The sequence below is a fragment of the Psychroserpens citreus genome, from assembly GCF_055686305.1.
On the sequence record NZ_CM145999.1, the window covers coordinates 1,685,004 to 1,701,925 of the forward strand.

The following is a 16,922-nucleotide window of genomic DNA, read 5'->3' on the forward strand; positions in this document are numbered from 1 at the left end:
TAACCCTATTTTTGCCCTTCTAAAAACATTCAGATGTCTTTAAAGAAAGCCACTATTTTAATCATTCTTATTTTACTTGTAGATCAAATAAGCAAGTTCTATATAAAAACACATTTCGCTTTAAACGATAAAACAGTTGTTTTTGATTGGTTTCAAATTGCTTTTGTAGAAAATGAAGGCATGGCTTGGGGTACAAAACTTAGTGATTTTGTCTCTTTTATTTCAGATAGGACAGCAAAAGTATGTTTGACGGTTTTTAGAATTTTAGCTGTTATCGGAATTGGATATTGGTTACATAAATCAATCAAAACAAGAAGTTCTAAAACTTTAATATTTGCCATTGTGCTTATTTTAGCAGGAGCTGTAGGTAATATTATAGATTCTGTGTTTTACGGTGTTATTTTCGATTCTAGTTTGGGTCAAGTCGCTACATTTATGCCTGAAGAAGGTGGTTACGATACCTTTTTTCATGGAAAAGTAGTAGACATGCTTCATTTTCCAATTTATAGTGGTCAATGGCCAGATTGGATACCTTATGTTGGAGGTAAGTCATTTAGTTTTTTTGATCCTGTATTTAATATTGCAGATATGGCAATAAGTACGGGAATTGGAATTTTAATTTTCTTTAATAAACGTGCTTTTGGTTCTAGTGGTACATCAGAAGAAAAGACTGTCATTCAAAATTAAAATGTGTAAACCTTATGAGGTGTCACACAATAATCCAAACGTTTGTCACCATCATAAACATCTGTAATAGCTTCTACACTTTCAAAAAAAGATAATCCAATTTTTATAGTCTCTGACTTACATTTAGACAAGAACTTGTCATAGAAGCCTTTGCCATACCCTACGCGTTGTCCGGATGTATCAAAGGCCAATAGTGGAATAAACACAACATCTATTTGGTCTACTGAAATAGGAATCCCGTTTACTGGTTCAGGAATATTCCATTCATTTTTCTTAATCTTCGTGTTATCTGTGAGTAGAAAATGTGACATTTCCGAAGTCTTGAAATCACTTTTCGAAATTATGATATGCTTGTCTTTTCCCGACAAAATATTTAAGATATAATCGGTATTAACTTCTTTGTGTTCTATGATGGATAAGAACAAATGATAAAAGTCGTAATCCCAAATTGGTAAGCTGAGAAGTTGATTAGCAATGGTTACGCTAAACTCTTCTATTTGTGCTTCGGATAGTTGCCTTCGAAGTAATTTATACGCTTTTCGTAACTCGTCTTTAGTCATCTTTTAATGCAGTTGAAATATGGAAAATGGCATCACCTTGATAAATGATTGGAGACTCATTGATGTTAAAAATATAACCATCATTTGGTGCTTTAACGAAATGATTAAAACTCCCATAAGGATCTGTGATATGTCCTATAACATCGCCTTTAGAAACCAAAGCATTAATTTTAACCGAAGCATTAAACATCCCAGAATGATTAGCACGAATCCATTTACTATCTGAAACAAATACACAGGATTTTTTTGGTCTAGAAACTTTAAACTTATTATGTAACATATCTAAATGGTGAAGTACTCGCTTTGCACCATTTACTCCAGTATTGGTTATCGTGTTATCAATATTAAATGATTTTCCACCTTCAAAAAGCAAAACAGGAATCCCTAATTTATAGCAGGTGTTTCTAAACGATTTGTTGAGGTTTTTAGAATACAAAACAAATGGTGCTCCAAATACTTTTGCCAGTTCTTTTAAATTTTTTTCACCTTTAATAATGCGCACTTGAGCCGCATTAAATCGATCAGATCCTCCAGTATGGAAATCCATTACTAAATCGGCATGAGGTAATATTTCGGTTACTAACTTAAAAGCAACTCTGCTTGCTAGCGACCCCCCTTTTATTCCTGGAAAGACGCGATTTAGATCTCGGCCATCCGGAAATTCTCGATCCATATGAATAAATCCAAATACATTGATAACAGGGACGCAAATGATGGTTCCTTTTTTTGGTTTATTAATACCTTTGGCTATAATTTGCCTTACAATTTCAACACCATTTACTTCATCTCCATGAATACCTGCTGTAATTAAAACGGTAGGACCAGGCTTTTTAGAACGTTCAATAATCACTGGTACATCTATGCTGTTTTGGGTGTGTAATTTAGCAACATTAAAACTTACAGTAGCGCTCTTACCTAAAGCGACTTCTTCTCCTAAAATCTCTAATATGTCTTTTTCGCTCATCTACGTTCTATTTCTTTCAATAAATGTAATTATTGCTCTGGCTATATTTCGTCCAGTAGCACCTTCAATTCCTTCTAATCCTGGTGTAGAGTTTACCTCTAGGAGTAAAGGTCCTCTAGAAGATTGTAGCATGTCTACGCCACAAACAGGCAATTTTAAAGCCTTTGAGGCTTTCATTGCAACTTTTAATTCGTCTGTGTTTAACTTTATAATATTGGCACTACCTCCACGATGCAAGTTAGATCTAAACTCCCCTTCTTTGCCTTGACGCTTCATGGCACCTACAACTTGTCCGTCTACGACCAAAGCTCTTATATCGGCACCTTTAGCTTCTTTAATATATTCTTGAACAATGACTCTGGCTTGTAGGCCGTTAAAAGCTTCTAAAACAGATTCTGCAGCGTTTTTAGTTTCTGCTAATACAACTCCTAAACCTTGTGTGCCTTCTAATAGTTTTATTATTACAGGTGTGCCTCCAACATGTTCGATTACTTCTTCAACATCACGTGAATAATTAGTAAATACTGTTTTTGGCATTCCAATACCTGCTTTTGTTAGTCGTTGTAGACTTCTTAATTTATCTCTAGAACGCAATATAGCGTCTGAAGTAACTATAGTAAATACACCCATCATTTCAAACTGACGTACCACAGCACAACCATAAAAAGTTACTGAAGCTCCTATCCTAGGAATTATGGCATCAACATAATCTAAATAACGGTCTTTATAATAAATGGTAGGTTTTTCTTTTTCTATAATTATATCGCATTTTAGAGGGTCTATCACTTCCATATCATGCCCTCTCGCTTCACCTTCTTTTACTAATCGTTGTGTCGAGTATAAATTGGGATTTCTGGATAAAACGACAATATTCATATTAACAGTTTTAAGGATTTAGTTAATCATAAAACCAAAACCTATTTAACGATGCTGCAATATACTAAAACGTTAGTATTTAATTTTTACAGTATTTGCATTTCGTTTACCTTTGAGTAATGCAAAAACCTGCTCTAGACATACAAATAAAAACCTTGCCACAAGAGCCTGGAGTATATCAATATTTTGACGAAACTGATACCCTGATTTATGTAGGTAAAGCTAAAAATATCAAGAAGCGGGTGAGTTCTTATTTTACTAAAACTCATGAAAATGGAAAAACTAGAGTTTTGGTTAAAAAAATACGAAGTATAAAACATATTGTAGTAGAGACAGAAAATGATGCATTACTTTTAGAAAACAATCTCATTAAGCAATATAAACCGCGTTATAATGTTTTACTTAAAGATGATAAATCCTATCCATGGATTTGTTTAAAAAAAGAGCGATTTCCTAGGGTGTTTTCAACGCGACGTGTTTTTAAAGACGATTCAGAGTATTTTGGGCCTTACACCAGTATGAAGACTGTTCATACCTTACTCGATTTAATTAAAGGCTTGTACCAACTGCGAACTTGTAATTTTAATTTATCAGAAGATAAAATTGCTTCAGGGAAATATAAAGTGTGTTTAGAATATCATTTAGGAAATTGTAAAGGGCCTTGTGAAGGCTTACAAACAGAAGATGATTATCAAAAAAGCATAGTTGCAATTAGAGAAATTTTAAAAGGAAATTTTAAAGACTCATTATCTCAGTTTAAAACTCAAATGAAACAACTAGCTCAAGATATGCAGTTTGAAGACGCGCAACGCATCAAAGAAAAGATTGAGGTTTTAGAGAATTATCAAGCGAAATCTACCATAGTAAATCCGAAAATAAGTAATGTAGATGTTTTCAGTATTATGAGTGATGAAAGTTATGCGTATGTCAATTTTCTACAATTATCTTACGGTAGTATCATACGTTCTCATACCTTAGAACTTAAAAAGAAATTAGACGAAACCGATAAAGATTTATTAGAGTTGTCTATTGTTGAAATTAGGCAACGTTTCAACTCTAATTCAAAAGAAATTTATGTGCCTTTTAAGGTCGATTTGGGTGATGACTTAAAAGTGACTATTCCAAAATTGGGTGATAAAAAGCACATTTTAGATTTATCACTTCGGAATGCAAAATACTATCGTATGGAGCGTTTCAAACAGGTTAAAATTATAGATCCAGATCGTCATGCCAATCGGATTATGGCTCAAATGAAAACAGATTTACGTTTGTCAGAAGAGCCTAGACATATAGAGTGTTTTGATAATTCTAACATTCAGGGGACGCATGCGGTAGCTGCATGTGTAGTGTTTAAAAACGGAAAGCCAAGTAAAAAAGATTATCGTCATTTCAATATTAAAACGGTTGAAGGTCCAGATGATTTTGCATCGATGGAAGAAGTTGTTTTTAGAAGATATAAGCGGTTGTTAGATGAAAATCAACCTTTGCCTCAATTGATTATTATTGATGGAGGAAAAGGACAATTATCGTCTGCATTAAAAAGCTTAGATGCATTAAGCCTTAGAAGTACGATTGCAATCATCGGAATTGCGAAGCGTTTGGAAGAATTATTTTATCCGGATGATCCAATTCCTTTATATTTAGATAAAAAAAGCGAAACACTTAAAATTATTCAACAATTGCGTAATGAAGCTCATCGTTTTGGTATTGAACACCATAGAAATAGACGGAGCAAAAGTGCGTTAACTACAGAATTAGAGACTATTCCTGGAATAGGTGAGCAAACTGTGGTTGCTTTAATGAAAAAATTTAAATCGGTTAAGCGAATTTCAGAAGCAAAAAAAGAAGACTTAGAAGCTGTAGTTGGGTTGTCTAAAGCTCAAAAAATAATAGAATATTATAAGAGAAAGTGAAACAGATTATTGTTATCATAGTAATAATATGTTGTGTGTTTTCAATGAAAGCACAAACTCAAAATGATACGACTCAACCAAAAGTAGGTCTTGTATTGAGTGGTGGTGGCGCGAAAGGATTTGCTCATATAGGTGCGCTAAAAGTTATTGATAGTCTTGGAATCAAAATCGATTACATCGCTGGAACAAGTATGGGAGCTATTGTTGGTTCCTTGTATGCTTCTGGGTATTCAGGACATCAATTAGATTCAATTTTTAGAAGCTTAGATTTTGACAAAGTCATTAATGATAATTTACCGCGTTCGGCCAAAACGTTTTATGAACGAGATAATACCGAGAAATACGCAATTGCCCTTCCGTTTAATAAATTTAAACTCAAATTACCTTCAGCTTTGTCAAGAGGGCAAAATGTGTTCAATTTATTATCTAAGCTTACACTTCATGTGAACGAAATTGATGATTTTAAAAATTTACCAATTCCGTTTTTCTGTATTGCTACCAATGTTGAAACGGGTGAACAAGTTATTCTTGACTCTGGAAGCTTGCCATTAAGTATCACAGCTAGCGGTGCTTTTCCATCCTTATTTCAACCAGTTAATATTGATGGTCAGTTATTAATTGATGGCGGCGTAGTTAATAATTACCCTATAGATGAGTTAAAGGCAAAAGGCATGGATATTATTATAGGTGTTGATGTTCAAGATGGTTTGGTGTCTAGAGAAGAAATGACTTCTGCACCAGATGTATTACTTCAGATTAATAATTTTAGAACGATCAATGATATGAAGATCAAGTCTAAAAAGACCGATATTTATATCAAGCCCGATATCAAAGATTTTACTGTTGTATCGTTTAGTGAAGGACAGAAAATTATTGAAAATGGAAAGAAAGCAGCTATAGAAAAATGGAATGAATTAAGTCAATTACCTAAGCTGCAAGCAAATAATTACAGATCAGAACTCAATTTAACGAACAAAGATAGTATCTCTATAAATACAATTAGTGTTAATGGTAATGAACGCTATACAAGATCTTATGTCTTAGGCAAGTTAAAACTCAAAGGTGGAGAAAAAGTAAGTTATAAGGATTTTAATAAAGGCGTCAATAATTTGGTTGCGACAAATAATTTTGACGCATTTAGATATGATCTCAAAAAATCTAAAACTAAAGATGGATACGATTTAAAAACTAGAGTTCAAGAGAATAGGACTACTACATTTTTGAAATTTGGGATTCATTACGACGATTTATATAAAAGTGCTGCATTGGCTAATGTCACTAAAAAGAGGTTGCTTTTTGATAACGATTTAGCATCGTTAGATATTATTTTAGGAGATAATGTGCGTTATAATTTTGAATATCTAATCGACAAAGGCTTTTATTGGAGTGTCGGGTTGAGGTCTAGGTATAATCAATTTGAAAAAGGAATCAATAGTGAGATCTTACTTAATGATGCACAAATTAGTGCCATTGGTGTGAATCAATTAGATGTAAAATTGAGAGATCAAACCAATCAGTTTTATTTGCAGACCTTGTTTAGAAAAGACTTCGCTTTAAGTTTAGGGGCAGAACACAAGCGCTTAACTATTAAATCGGAGACAATTACTATCAATTCTCAAACCGATGAATTTCTTTTTGAAAATACCGATTATTTTAGTGCTTTTGGGACGTTAACTTTAGATACTTATAACGACAAATATTATCCGTCGTCAGGTTTCTTTTTTAGTGGCGACTTTCATTCGTATTTGTTTGCTTCAAATTTCAATAAAGGTTTTGATGAGTTTTCAATTGCTAAAGCAGATATTGGCTATGCATTTAAAATTTCTGATAAAGTTTGTGTTAACCTTCAAACTAGTGGAGGTTTTAAGGTTGGTGATAAATCGACAACTACTTTAGATTTTGCACTCGGAGGGTATGGTAATAATTTGATTAATAATTTTGTGCCGTTTTTGGGTTACGATTTTCTAACGCTAACAGGAAATAGTTATGTAAAAGCCTTTGCAAGTGCGAACTATGAAATTTTTGATAAACACCATCTCTCTTTAGAAGCTAATTGGGCTAATGTAGACAATGATATTTTTGAATCTGGCGAATGGTTTACACTTCCAGACTATAGAGGTTATGGTTTGGGTTATGGTATCGAAACCTTTTTAGGGCCTGTTCAAGCAAAGTTTAGTTATTCTCCAGAACAACGTCAAAGCATCTGGTATTTTAATATCGGATTTTGGTTTTAAAAAAATAGCCGCAATGTAGCGGCTATTTATTCATTTTTTGAAACACCTCTTTCCAGGTAGTATCAGGATAAATACCAAGTGGACCAAACACGTATGCTAAAAACTTGCCCAATAGATATAATAAGGTTAATATTCCCATCCATTTTAGTATGATATCTATAGTATCCATTATTGTTTTTTAGATGAATACTTCAAATCTGTTGTGAAAAATCCAAGCAGCGAAAATGAAAATCAAAAAATAATACTTGCTTTCATAGTCATAGCTCTCACCTGAATCTACTTTAAGAATCTTAGATTTAACATTGGTTTTATAAAGTTTTATCAATGCGTTAATGACGGCAAGCCCACAAATAGACAATACAATTAAATTCCATAAAGTATTCATATATAATGTATTAATGTGATTTTTAAATTTTTGACATCACTATAAAAATAATAAATAAAAATAGAATAAGAGTAAAGATAATCTCTCAAATAAATTCAAAACAACTATTTTTATTTATTGTTTTTGGTCATTTATCCTTTTTCTTCATAAATTTTTCTCTTAAGTATTTACCAATAGTTAAGCGAATAATTATTAAAATGGCAACTCCTAAAATAAAACTTTTCCAAAACTCCATAATAATATAATTTTAAAATGCGTGAGCAGCAGCAGTGTAAATAGCAAATACAATTAAATTCTAAAAAGGTATTATTTATAATGTTAATATATACTTTGAGAGAAAAAAATTACCCATTAAACCAAGAGTTAATAATGCGATTATAAATAGTTTAAGCCAGAGTTTTTCTTTCAGTTTAACCTCATATTCTTTTATTATATAAGCTAAATTGTAAATTCCAATAGCTACAAACGCATTCAATAAAATTAAGTAAATCATATTGTTTTATTTATCATTATTACGCCATACACAATGCAAATTCAGTAGCAATTACTGCAGCCCCGAACCACCCTCCTACATATTTTGCTCCCATAGTTGCCAAAGCTTTTTTAACAAGTTTTTTTCTAGCTTTCTTTTTTAAACTTTTCCAGTTTCTAAAATCATCAATTAAATCTAAACCGAAGGCTTTTTTTGCACATCCACCTATTTTGGACCAATTTTGAGCATGTAAAGTTTGTGCTCCAAGAACAAAATTGAAAGAATTATTATCAAAATATGTATAGTCTTCAGCAGTATCTGTTGAAATCATTAAACTTACTAATCCAACTAAATACCCTTCATTATTGCTGTCTAACACCTCTTCTATATCAGAATCATTAAATCCATTACTATAAAGGTAGTCTTTAGCATATTGAATTGTTGGTTCAAGAGCATCGACAACTGGTTGAATAGGAATTTCTATTATTGCAACACAATCCTCAGGAATAAAATTGGTGTCAGAATCACTTTCAGTCTCATTACTTTCATTTTCTGTTTCATCAATTAAATCAAACTGAGTTATTAAATTATAATTCGTTTTAGCTAGTATAATTTCAGAAACTGTATTAATGTTATCTTCTATATCAACTATTGTGTCACTATTTGATTCGTATTCCATAAGACAAACTGTTTCAGTAGCACCTTGCATGTCTCTAGCTAATATGTTATCGTTTTTAGTATTTTCTGGGTAAGAAATCGCTACATTATTTAAGTTTTGATTGCTTACTATCAAAGCATCCATGAAATTTGCCTTAACAACTTCATTGGTGCTATTAACACTCTCACTTTGACACGATTGAAACACAAATAGTCCTCCAACTATAACAAGCTTTATGGCAAAAATAGCTAAAGTGCCTTTTATGATTTTTTTTACTGTTGTATTCATTTTAAATAAATTTTGCCCTTTCGGGTGGATTAATAATTAGATTCAAGAAGCCATTATTAATAAGAAGTCAAAATTTAATTAAAGAAGTTTTGATGATTAAGAAATAATAAAACAAGCGCTTGTTTACGTTGCAACTCGACATTCAATCAATCTCAGGAGACTTCTTAAATAACCTAAATCTGATGCCTGTCTACAACAAATATAATAAAATTTTTATAATGTAGAATATTTTCTACATTAAATTTATTTTAAATGTAATTATATGTATATGTTAAGTTTTTAAATATTGGGAATTTTCACGATATTTGAAGCATGTCATACCTAATCTTTAAAGATTTATTAAGTCATCTTCATTATCTTATCAAGAGAAATCCTGAATAAGCCTGCATTTTTGTATCTTTAAAACACATTATTACATACGTTTTTACGTGTGTTTATCTTAATTTTTAAAATTTATAAAAAATGCCTTTTTATCATAAATTAGGAAAAATTCCTTCCAAACGACACGTTCAATTCCGAAAAGAAGATGGAAGTCTTTATGCCGAGCAATTATTCGGGACTATCGGTTTTGATGGAATGTCTACCAATAGTTATCACGAACAGCGACCAACACAAGTGAAAGCTATAAAAAAACAATACAGTGTCGCACCTAAAATTGCAAAGGCCAATCATATCCAATCCTATCGATTTAGAGGGTTTCAAGTAAAACCTGAAAATGATTATTTAGAAAGCCGTAAGGCAGTTTTAACAAACAGTGACTGTACCATTATTTTAGCAGCACCAAAACACTCTACTACAGATTATTTCTATAAAAATTCTGATGCCGACGAACTTATTTTTATACACAAAGGCACAGGAAAGCTGAGAACTCACCTCGGGAACTTAGATTTTAAATATGGAGATTATTTGGTGATCCCTCGAGGAATAATCTATAAACTAGATTTTGATACCGAAGATAACCGATTGTTTATTGTGGAGTCTCGCCGACCAATATACACCCCTAAGCGATACAGAAATTGGTTTGGACAATTATTAGAGCATTCCCCATTTTGTGAGCGTGATTTGCGTCAGCCACAAGAATTAGAAACCTATAATGAATCTGGAGAGTTTTTGATGAAAGTCAAAAAGCAGGATGATATCTTTGAAATGGTCTATGCATCGCATCCATTTGATGTGGTGGGTTACGATGGTTATAATTATCCGTATGCCTTTTCAATTCATGATTTTGAACCTATTACAGGACGAATTCATCAACCGCCACCTGTGCATCAAACCTTTGAAACCGATGCCTTTGTTGTTTGTAGTTTTGTGCCACGATTATACGATTATCACCCAGATTCAATTCCTGCACCTTACAACCATAGTAATATAGATAGTGATGAGGTTCTGTATTATGTTGATGGCGATTTTATGAGTAGAAACGATATTGATGCTGGTCATATCAGTTTGCATCCAGCAGGCATTCCTCATGGACCACACCCAGGAGCTACAGAGCGTAGTATTGGAAAAGTAAAAACCGATGAATTGGCCGTAATGGTTGATACATTTAAACCGCTAAAAGTTACAGAAGAAGCAATGAAAATTGCCGATGAGGAGTATTACAAGTCTTGGCTTGAATAACCTTAGTATTATGAGGAGCTAATTCCTGCTTTCGGCAGTCGCTTTTTTTTGTTGTCATTCCGCACTACGATGCAGAATCCAAAAAAAGAGCTTCGACAAATGCCTCAATCAGGGCTAAAAATAAAATCAATAATTATTAATTCGTTAGCAATAAAACAACCTAACGAATCCACAAATAAATAATAAACATTATGGCAAAAGAAGTTAAAAGCGTTGATTACGGATTGGAAAAAATCTTTGATGGTGCTCAGGATTTTTTACCACTATTAGGAACAGATTACGTTGAGTTTTACGTTGGAAATGCTAAGCAATCGGCTCATTTCTATAAAACGGCCTTCGGGTTTCAATCTTATGCATATAAGGGATTAGAAACTGGCTCTCAAGACGAAGTAAGTTATGTGCTAAAACAAGATAAAATTAGATTGGTCTTAACCACACCTTTACATAGTAAATCACCTATTAATGATCATATTGTTAAACATGGTGATGGTGTAAAAGTTGTTGCCCTTTGGGTAGATGATGCAAGAAAGTCATATGAAGAAACAACTAAAAGAGGAGCGAAATCTTATATGGAACCAACAGTAGAAACCGATGAATTTGGTGAAGTTGTTCGTGCTGGAATTTATACCTATGGAGAAACAGTTCATATGTTTGTGGAACGTAAAAATTATAGCGGTACATTTTTACCAGGATTTAAAGCTTGGGAATCAGAATATAACCCAGAACCTGTGGGATTAAAATATATAGACCATATGGTTGGAAATGTAGGCTGGGGACAAATGAATACTTGGGTAAAATGGTATGAAGATGTCATGGGATTTGTAAATTTCCTATCTTTTGATGATAAGCAAATTCATACCGAATACTCGGCACTTATGAGTAAAGTGATGAGTAATGGAAATGGACGTATCAAATTTCCTATCAACGAACCAGCAAAAGCAGCTAAAAAATCCCAAATTGAAGAATACTTAGATTTTTATGAGGGTTCAGGCGTTCAGCACATTGCTGTAGCTACAGATGATATTATCAAGACTGTAGCCCAATTAAAAGCTAGAGGTGTTGAGTTTTTACCGCCGCCTCCACAAGCATATTATGATGACATCCCAAGACGTTTAGGGGTGCATATGGATATGATGAAGGAGGATATAAATGAACTTCAAAAATTATCTATACTTGTTGATGCCGATGAAGAAGGCTACCTGCTTCAAATTTTCACTAAACCGGTCGAAGACAGGCCAACGTTGTTCTTTGAAATCATTCAAAGAATGGGAGCGCAAGGGTTTGGAGCTGGAAACTTTAAAGCACTGTTCGAATCTATTGAGCGAGAGCAAGCTAAGAGAGGTACTTTATAAATAAAAATATTAAACCAATTAAAAGCGTTATCAAAAAGTGATAACGCTTTTTTTTTGAAATCTAACATAACTATAACACCTTTATTCATAATGGTTTCAATAAAATTTATATTTTTGGAATAGTAATTGTAATTCTACCTACTGAACAATAGAATGAGGCTATAAAAGTTTCATTTATAATAATTACAAAATGAAAAATGTACTACTTATAATTGGTGTTCTGTTTTGTATGCAAACTTCTTTTGCCCAAGAGAAGAGTGCGTTTCAAGATGGTGAATGGTTTAAATTTAGAATGAGTTATAGTGGATTTTTGAAAGCTGGTAATGCAACACTTTCTGTTAATGAAACTAAGTTAGATGGTAAACCTGTATATCATGTTGTTGGTAAAGGCTGGACTACAGGAGCTATTAAATGGTTCTTTAAGGTTAAAGATAGATATGAAAGTTACTTTGATAAAGAAACTGGAATGCCGTATAAATTTATCAGAAAAATTGATGAAGGTGGACATACCAAGGATATTGAGATTAAATTTAATCAAACCAAAAATGAAGCTTTTGTAGAAAACAAGAAGTACAAAACAAAGAAAACAATAGCTACAGAACAAGATGTTCAGGACATGGTATCTGCATTTTACTATTTGCGTAATAATTATGATACCAATAATATTAAAGTAGGAGATGTTGTGTCTCTTAATATGTTTTTTGATGAAGAGAACTATAATTTTAAATTAAAATTTTTAGGACGCGAAACCATTGACACCGAATTTGGAAAAATCAAAACGCTTAAGTTTAGACCATATGTAATGGCAGGACGTGTCTTTAAAGAACAAGAAAGCTTAACTTTATGGGTAAGTGCCGATGAGAATAAAGTTCCGTTAAAAATTAAGGCAGATTTAGCAGTTGGTTCATTAAGAGCAGACTTGGAAGCTTATAAAGGGTTGAAACATTATTTTCCTATACAATTTGACTAACTAACAAACATGAATGATATACCTAACTTTGACAATATTATAAAACAACTTCATGAGAAGTATACAAACATAGATCAAGATACAGATGATCATTTATATGGCTTGCTTTACAGCAAGCCTATTACTTATTGGGATTATATCCAAACAGATGCCTTACTAAACCTTCAAATCCAAAGAACAACATTGCCAGATGAGATGGTATTTATTGCTTATCATCAAATCAATGAACTCATTTTTAAAATGATTCTTTGGGAAATTCAGCAAGTGGCCGAAAAAGAGAGTTTAAACGTAGAGTTCTTTGAAAATAAAATCATGCGTGTGAGTCGCTATTTTGATATGCTGACAACCTCTTTCAATATTATGAGAGAAGGAATGGAAATTGAACAGTATATGAAATTTAGATATACATTAACTCCAGCAAGTGGATTTCAAAGTGCACAATATAGAATGGTTGAGTTTGCTTCTACTGAACTCATTAATTTAATAGATTATCGTTTTCGAAAAACCATTGATCGTAACACTCCATTTGAGCATGCATTTGAACATTTGTATTGGCAAGCGGCTGGTAAAGATTATAAAACCGGTAAAAAATCAACGCTTCTAGTTAATTTTGAAAACCGTTATAAAGGAGATTTTATTCGTTTTATGCAAACGTATAACACAAAAAACTTGTGGTCTCGCTTTAAGGAACTTCCTAAGGAAGATCAAAACGATAAAGATTTAATAAAGGCGATGAGACATTATGATTATACAGTCAATATCACTTGGGTAATGGCGCATTATAATGCAGCACGTCACTATATTGAAAGTGGAACAGGTGATGGAGAAGCCACAGGTGGAAGTGATTGGAAAAAATATATGCATCCAAAATACCAGAAACGGATATTTTTTCCTGAACTTTGGAGCGAACAAGAATTAGAAAATTGGGGAGAAAACTTATAACTAAATAGCTTAATGCAACCAAAAGAAATAATAATAGCACTGCTTATATGTATTGGTATTATAGCATGTAAAGACGATAATAAAACACAAGAATTAGAACCCGAACAAACAGTCGTAGAGCCTGAGCCAGATAAAGAGTTTGGTTTTGTTCTGGAAGACTACATTGTCAAACGAGACACAATTAGAAAAGGGGATAGTTTTGGGGAGATTTTAGAACGAAATCATATTGGGTATCCTAGAATTTTTAATATTGCTGAAAGCGCTAAAGATTCTTTCGATATTAGAAAACTACAAGTTGGAAAACCGTATACTCTGCTTTGTGCTAAAGATTCATTGCAAACACCAGAATGTTTTATTTATCAACCTAATAGTATAGATTATGTCGTTATAAAAATGGCAGATTCTATAGAAACCTACAAAGGGAAAAAGCCTATTACTATAGTTGAGAGAGAGGCTTCAGGTATTGTGATGAATAATTTATCAGAAACCATGGAGTCTCAAGGATTACCGTATCAACTTATTAATGATATGTCAGATATTTATGCATGGACTATAGATTTCTTTAGACTCCAAAAAGGCGATCGTTTTAAAATTGTCTACAAACAACGCTTTATTGAAGATACTATTTATGCTGGAATAGAAAGTATAGATGCAGCTTACTTTGAACATAAAAGCGAGCCATTTTATGCCTTTAATTTTCAAGTAGATAGTACTAAAAACATTTCTGATTATTTTGATGAAAACACTAAAAGTTTAAGGCGTACATTTTTAAAAGCACCTGTGCAGTTTAGTCGAATTTCCTCGAGATACAACCTTAATCGTCGCATCAAATATTATGGCTATAAATTAAGACCTCATAGAGGAACTGATTTTGCTGCGCCAATAGGGACTCCAATCTTAGCAACAGCAAATGGCACAGTAACCGAATCTACAAGAAGAGGCGGAAATGGAAAGTTTGTTAAAATTAAACATAATGGAACCTATAGCACGCAATACCTTCATATGAAAGCTCAAAATGTTAGAAAAGGAGATTTCGTAAAACAAGGCGATGTGATTGGATGGGTTGGAATGACTGGAAATACTGGCGGTCCGCATGTATGCTATCGTTTTTGGAAAAACGGAAAGCAAGTAGATCCTTTTAGAGAGAAATTGCCAGCAGCAGAATCTATTCCAGATTCTTTAAAAGCAAATTATACCGAATTTATTAAACCTTTAAAATCTCAGTTGGACAATATTCAGTTTGAAGATAATGCTATTGAATTGCCAACCGAAGATGAAGTACTAACGTCTAAAATACAATAATGGCATTAAAAACCATCAATCCAACGACGACAAACGCTTGGCGTAAATTACAAGCACATTTCAATACAATTCAAGATAAACATCTTAAAGAATTATTTGACAAACATCAGAATAGAGCCCAAGAAATGACTATTACTTGGGAGGATTTTTATGTCGATTATTCGAAGCATCGTATCACAAAAGAAACCATGGAACTGTTAATTGAATTGGCTAATGAAGTCGATTTAAAAGATGCAATGGATAAGTACTTTGGAGGTGATGTGATTAATAAAACTGAAGGTCGTGAAGTATTACATACTGCATTACGGAATCCTGAAAATACTGAAGTAATTGTTGATGGTGATGATGTGATGCATGAGGTTTTTGAAGTAAAAACTAAAATCAAAACCTTCTCAAACAAAATTATTAGTGGTGAATTAACAAGCTATACTAATAAGGCATTCACCGATGTTGTGAATATTGGTATTGGTGGTTCAGACTTAGGACCAGCTATGGTTGTAGATTCTTTAGCTTACTACAAAAATCATCTTAACACGCATTTTGTAAGTAATGTTGATGGTGACCATGTTAATGAAGTTATTAAAAATCTAAACCCAGAAACAACATTATTTGTTGTTGTTTCCAAAACATTTACAACACAAGAAACATTATCTAATGCAACTACAATTAGAGAGTGGTTTTTAAAACATGCTCCAAATGATGCTGTATCTAAGCATTTTGTTGCTGTATCAACTAATATCGAAAAAGTTAAAGCATTTGGGATAGATGAAGCCAATATTTTTCCAATGTGGAATTGGGTTGGAGGACGTTTTTCTTTATGGAGCGCTGTAGGATTATCTATTAGCCTAGCGGTTGGTTTTGATTATTTTGATGAGTTGCTCTTAGGTGCACACAAAATGGATAAGCATTTTAAAACAGAAGATTTTGATAAGAACATTCCAGTAATTACGGCTTTATTGAGTGTGTGGTATAATAATTTTTTTAATGCTGAAAGTGAAGCTGTGATTCCGTATTCACAATATTTGAATCAATTTGCAACCTATTTGCAGCAAGGTATTATGGAAAGTAACGGAAAGGGTGTTGACCGAAATGGAGATGTTGTTAATTATCAAACTGGAACCATCATTTGGGGAGAACCTGGAACAAATTCTCAGCATGCATTTTTTCAATTAATTCACCAAGGGACTAAATTAATACCTGCAGAATTTATCGGTTTTGCTAAATCTCTTCATGGTAATCAAGATCATCAAGATAAGTTGATGTCAAACTTTTTTGCCCAGACCGAAGCATTAATGAATGGGAAGTCTGAATTAACAGTAGTTGAAGAGCTAAAATCGAATGATGTTTCCGAAGAGACTATAAAGGAATTAACACTATTTAAAATATTTGAAGGTAACAAGCCAACAACAACATTGTTGATTGATAAGTTAACTCCAGAAAGTCTTGGAAAATTGATTGCCATGTACGAACATAAAATTTTTGTACAAGGTATTATTTGGAATATTTTTAGTTACGATCAATTTGGTGTAGAATTGGGAAAACAACTTGCTAATACGATTTTAAATGAGTTGCAAGATGAGAATGTTATTAACAATCATGATGCTTCGACACAAAACCTCATTAAACACTACCAATCCAAGAGGTAGGTTTGTTAAATACTTATTGAGCAGGTAGAGGCTGAAATTCAAATTTTAAGAAA

Annotated in this window: 14 protein-coding genes; 9 read left to right on the forward strand and 5 right to left on the reverse strand. The window is 32.8% G+C overall.

The genetic code is table 11. From position 1 onward, the window contains the following. Positions 1–33 precede the first annotated feature (33 nt). Positions 34–687, forward strand: coding sequence for a lipoprotein signal peptidase (locus tag ACTU6T_RS07520; RefSeq protein ID WP_460220625.1), 654 nt, complete (start codon positions 34–36; stop codon positions 685–687). On the opposite strand, the gene ACTU6T_RS07525 is transcribed toward ACTU6T_RS07520, so the two are convergent. Genes ACTU6T_RS07525 through rimK form a run of 3 tightly spaced genes read right to left on the reverse strand, consistent with a single transcriptional unit; the run spans position 684 to position 3,087 of the window. Further along, complete coding sequence (locus ACTU6T_RS07525; RefSeq protein ID WP_460220626.1) at positions 684–1,247, reverse strand: 5-formyltetrahydrofolate cyclo-ligase; 564 nt, start codon at positions 1,245–1,247, stop codon at positions 684–686. The genes ACTU6T_RS07520 and ACTU6T_RS07525 overlap by 4 nt on opposite strands. After that, positions 1,240–2,211 (reverse strand): succinylglutamate desuccinylase/aspartoacylase family protein, encoded by a 972-nt coding sequence (locus tag ACTU6T_RS07530; RefSeq protein WP_460220627.1) that lies wholly within the window; start codon positions 2,209–2,211, stop codon positions 1,240–1,242. Before ACTU6T_RS07530 ends, ACTU6T_RS07525 begins: the two co-directional genes overlap by 8 nt. After that, complete coding sequence (gene rimK / locus ACTU6T_RS07535; RefSeq protein WP_460220628.1) at positions 2,212–3,087, reverse strand: 30S ribosomal protein S6--L-glutamate ligase; 876 nt, start codon at positions 3,085–3,087, stop codon at positions 2,212–2,214. It lies immediately after the preceding gene. Between the two features lie 119 nt (positions 3,088–3,206). Here rimK and uvrC point away from each other — a divergent pair, with 119 nt between their 5' ends. Both uvrC and ACTU6T_RS07545 read left to right on the forward strand, forming a co-directional pair. Continuing rightward, positions 3,207–5,000: an excinuclease ABC subunit UvrC gene (gene uvrC, locus ACTU6T_RS07540; protein ID WP_460220629.1), complete on the forward strand. Its 1,794-nt coding sequence runs from the start codon at positions 3,207–3,209 to the stop codon at positions 4,998–5,000. 44 nt (positions 5,001–5,044) lie between these two features. Beyond that, a complete protein-coding gene (locus ACTU6T_RS07545; protein WP_460220630.1) occupies positions 5,045–7,234 on the forward strand; it encodes a patatin-like phospholipase family protein in 2,190 nt (729 codons plus the stop codon). 22 nt (positions 7,235–7,256) lie between these two features. On the opposite strand, the gene ACTU6T_RS07550 is transcribed toward ACTU6T_RS07545, so the two are convergent. Both ACTU6T_RS07550 and ACTU6T_RS07555 read right to left on the reverse strand, forming a co-directional pair. Then, complete coding sequence (locus ACTU6T_RS07550; RefSeq protein ID WP_460220631.1) at positions 7,257–7,403, reverse strand: hypothetical protein; 147 nt, start codon at positions 7,401–7,403, stop codon at positions 7,257–7,259. 728 nt (positions 7,404–8,131) lie between these two features. Next, entirely contained in the window at positions 8,132–9,037 is a 906-nt protein-coding gene (locus ACTU6T_RS07555; RefSeq protein WP_460220632.1) for a hypothetical protein, read from the reverse strand. Between the two features lie 462 nt (positions 9,038–9,499). Between ACTU6T_RS07555 and ACTU6T_RS07560 the strand changes: the two genes are divergently transcribed. From ACTU6T_RS07560 to pgi, 6 genes are all read left to right on the forward strand, one after another. After that, positions 9,500–10,657 carry a homogentisate 1,2-dioxygenase gene (locus ACTU6T_RS07560; protein ID WP_460220633.1) on the forward strand — a complete coding sequence of 386 codons (1,158 nt, stop codon included), beginning with the start codon at positions 9,500–9,502 and terminating at the stop codon, positions 10,655–10,657. 191 nt (positions 10,658–10,848) lie between these two features. Then, entirely contained in the window at positions 10,849–12,009 is a 1,161-nt protein-coding gene (gene hppD / locus ACTU6T_RS07565; RefSeq protein WP_460220634.1) for a 4-hydroxyphenylpyruvate dioxygenase, read from the forward strand. 190 nt (positions 12,010–12,199) lie between these two features. Beyond that, positions 12,200–12,979 (forward strand): DUF3108 domain-containing protein, encoded by a 780-nt coding sequence (locus ACTU6T_RS07570; RefSeq protein ID WP_460220635.1) that lies wholly within the window; start codon positions 12,200–12,202, stop codon positions 12,977–12,979. 9 nt (positions 12,980–12,988) lie between these two features. After that, positions 12,989–13,921 (forward strand): tryptophan 2,3-dioxygenase family protein, encoded by a 933-nt coding sequence (locus ACTU6T_RS07575; protein WP_460220636.1) that lies wholly within the window; start codon positions 12,989–12,991, stop codon positions 13,919–13,921. Positions 13,922–13,933: 12 nt separating this feature from the next. Further along, on the forward strand, positions 13,934–15,223 hold the full coding sequence (locus tag ACTU6T_RS07580) for a M23 family metallopeptidase (protein WP_460220637.1): 1,290 nt from the start codon (positions 13,934–13,936) through the stop codon (positions 15,221–15,223). Next, positions 15,223–16,869 (forward strand): glucose-6-phosphate isomerase, encoded by a 1,647-nt coding sequence (gene pgi / locus ACTU6T_RS07585; protein ID WP_460220638.1) that lies wholly within the window; start codon positions 15,223–15,225, stop codon positions 16,867–16,869. The genes ACTU6T_RS07580 and pgi overlap by 1 nt, the downstream gene beginning before the upstream one ends. Positions 16,870–16,922 lie beyond the last annotated feature (53 nt).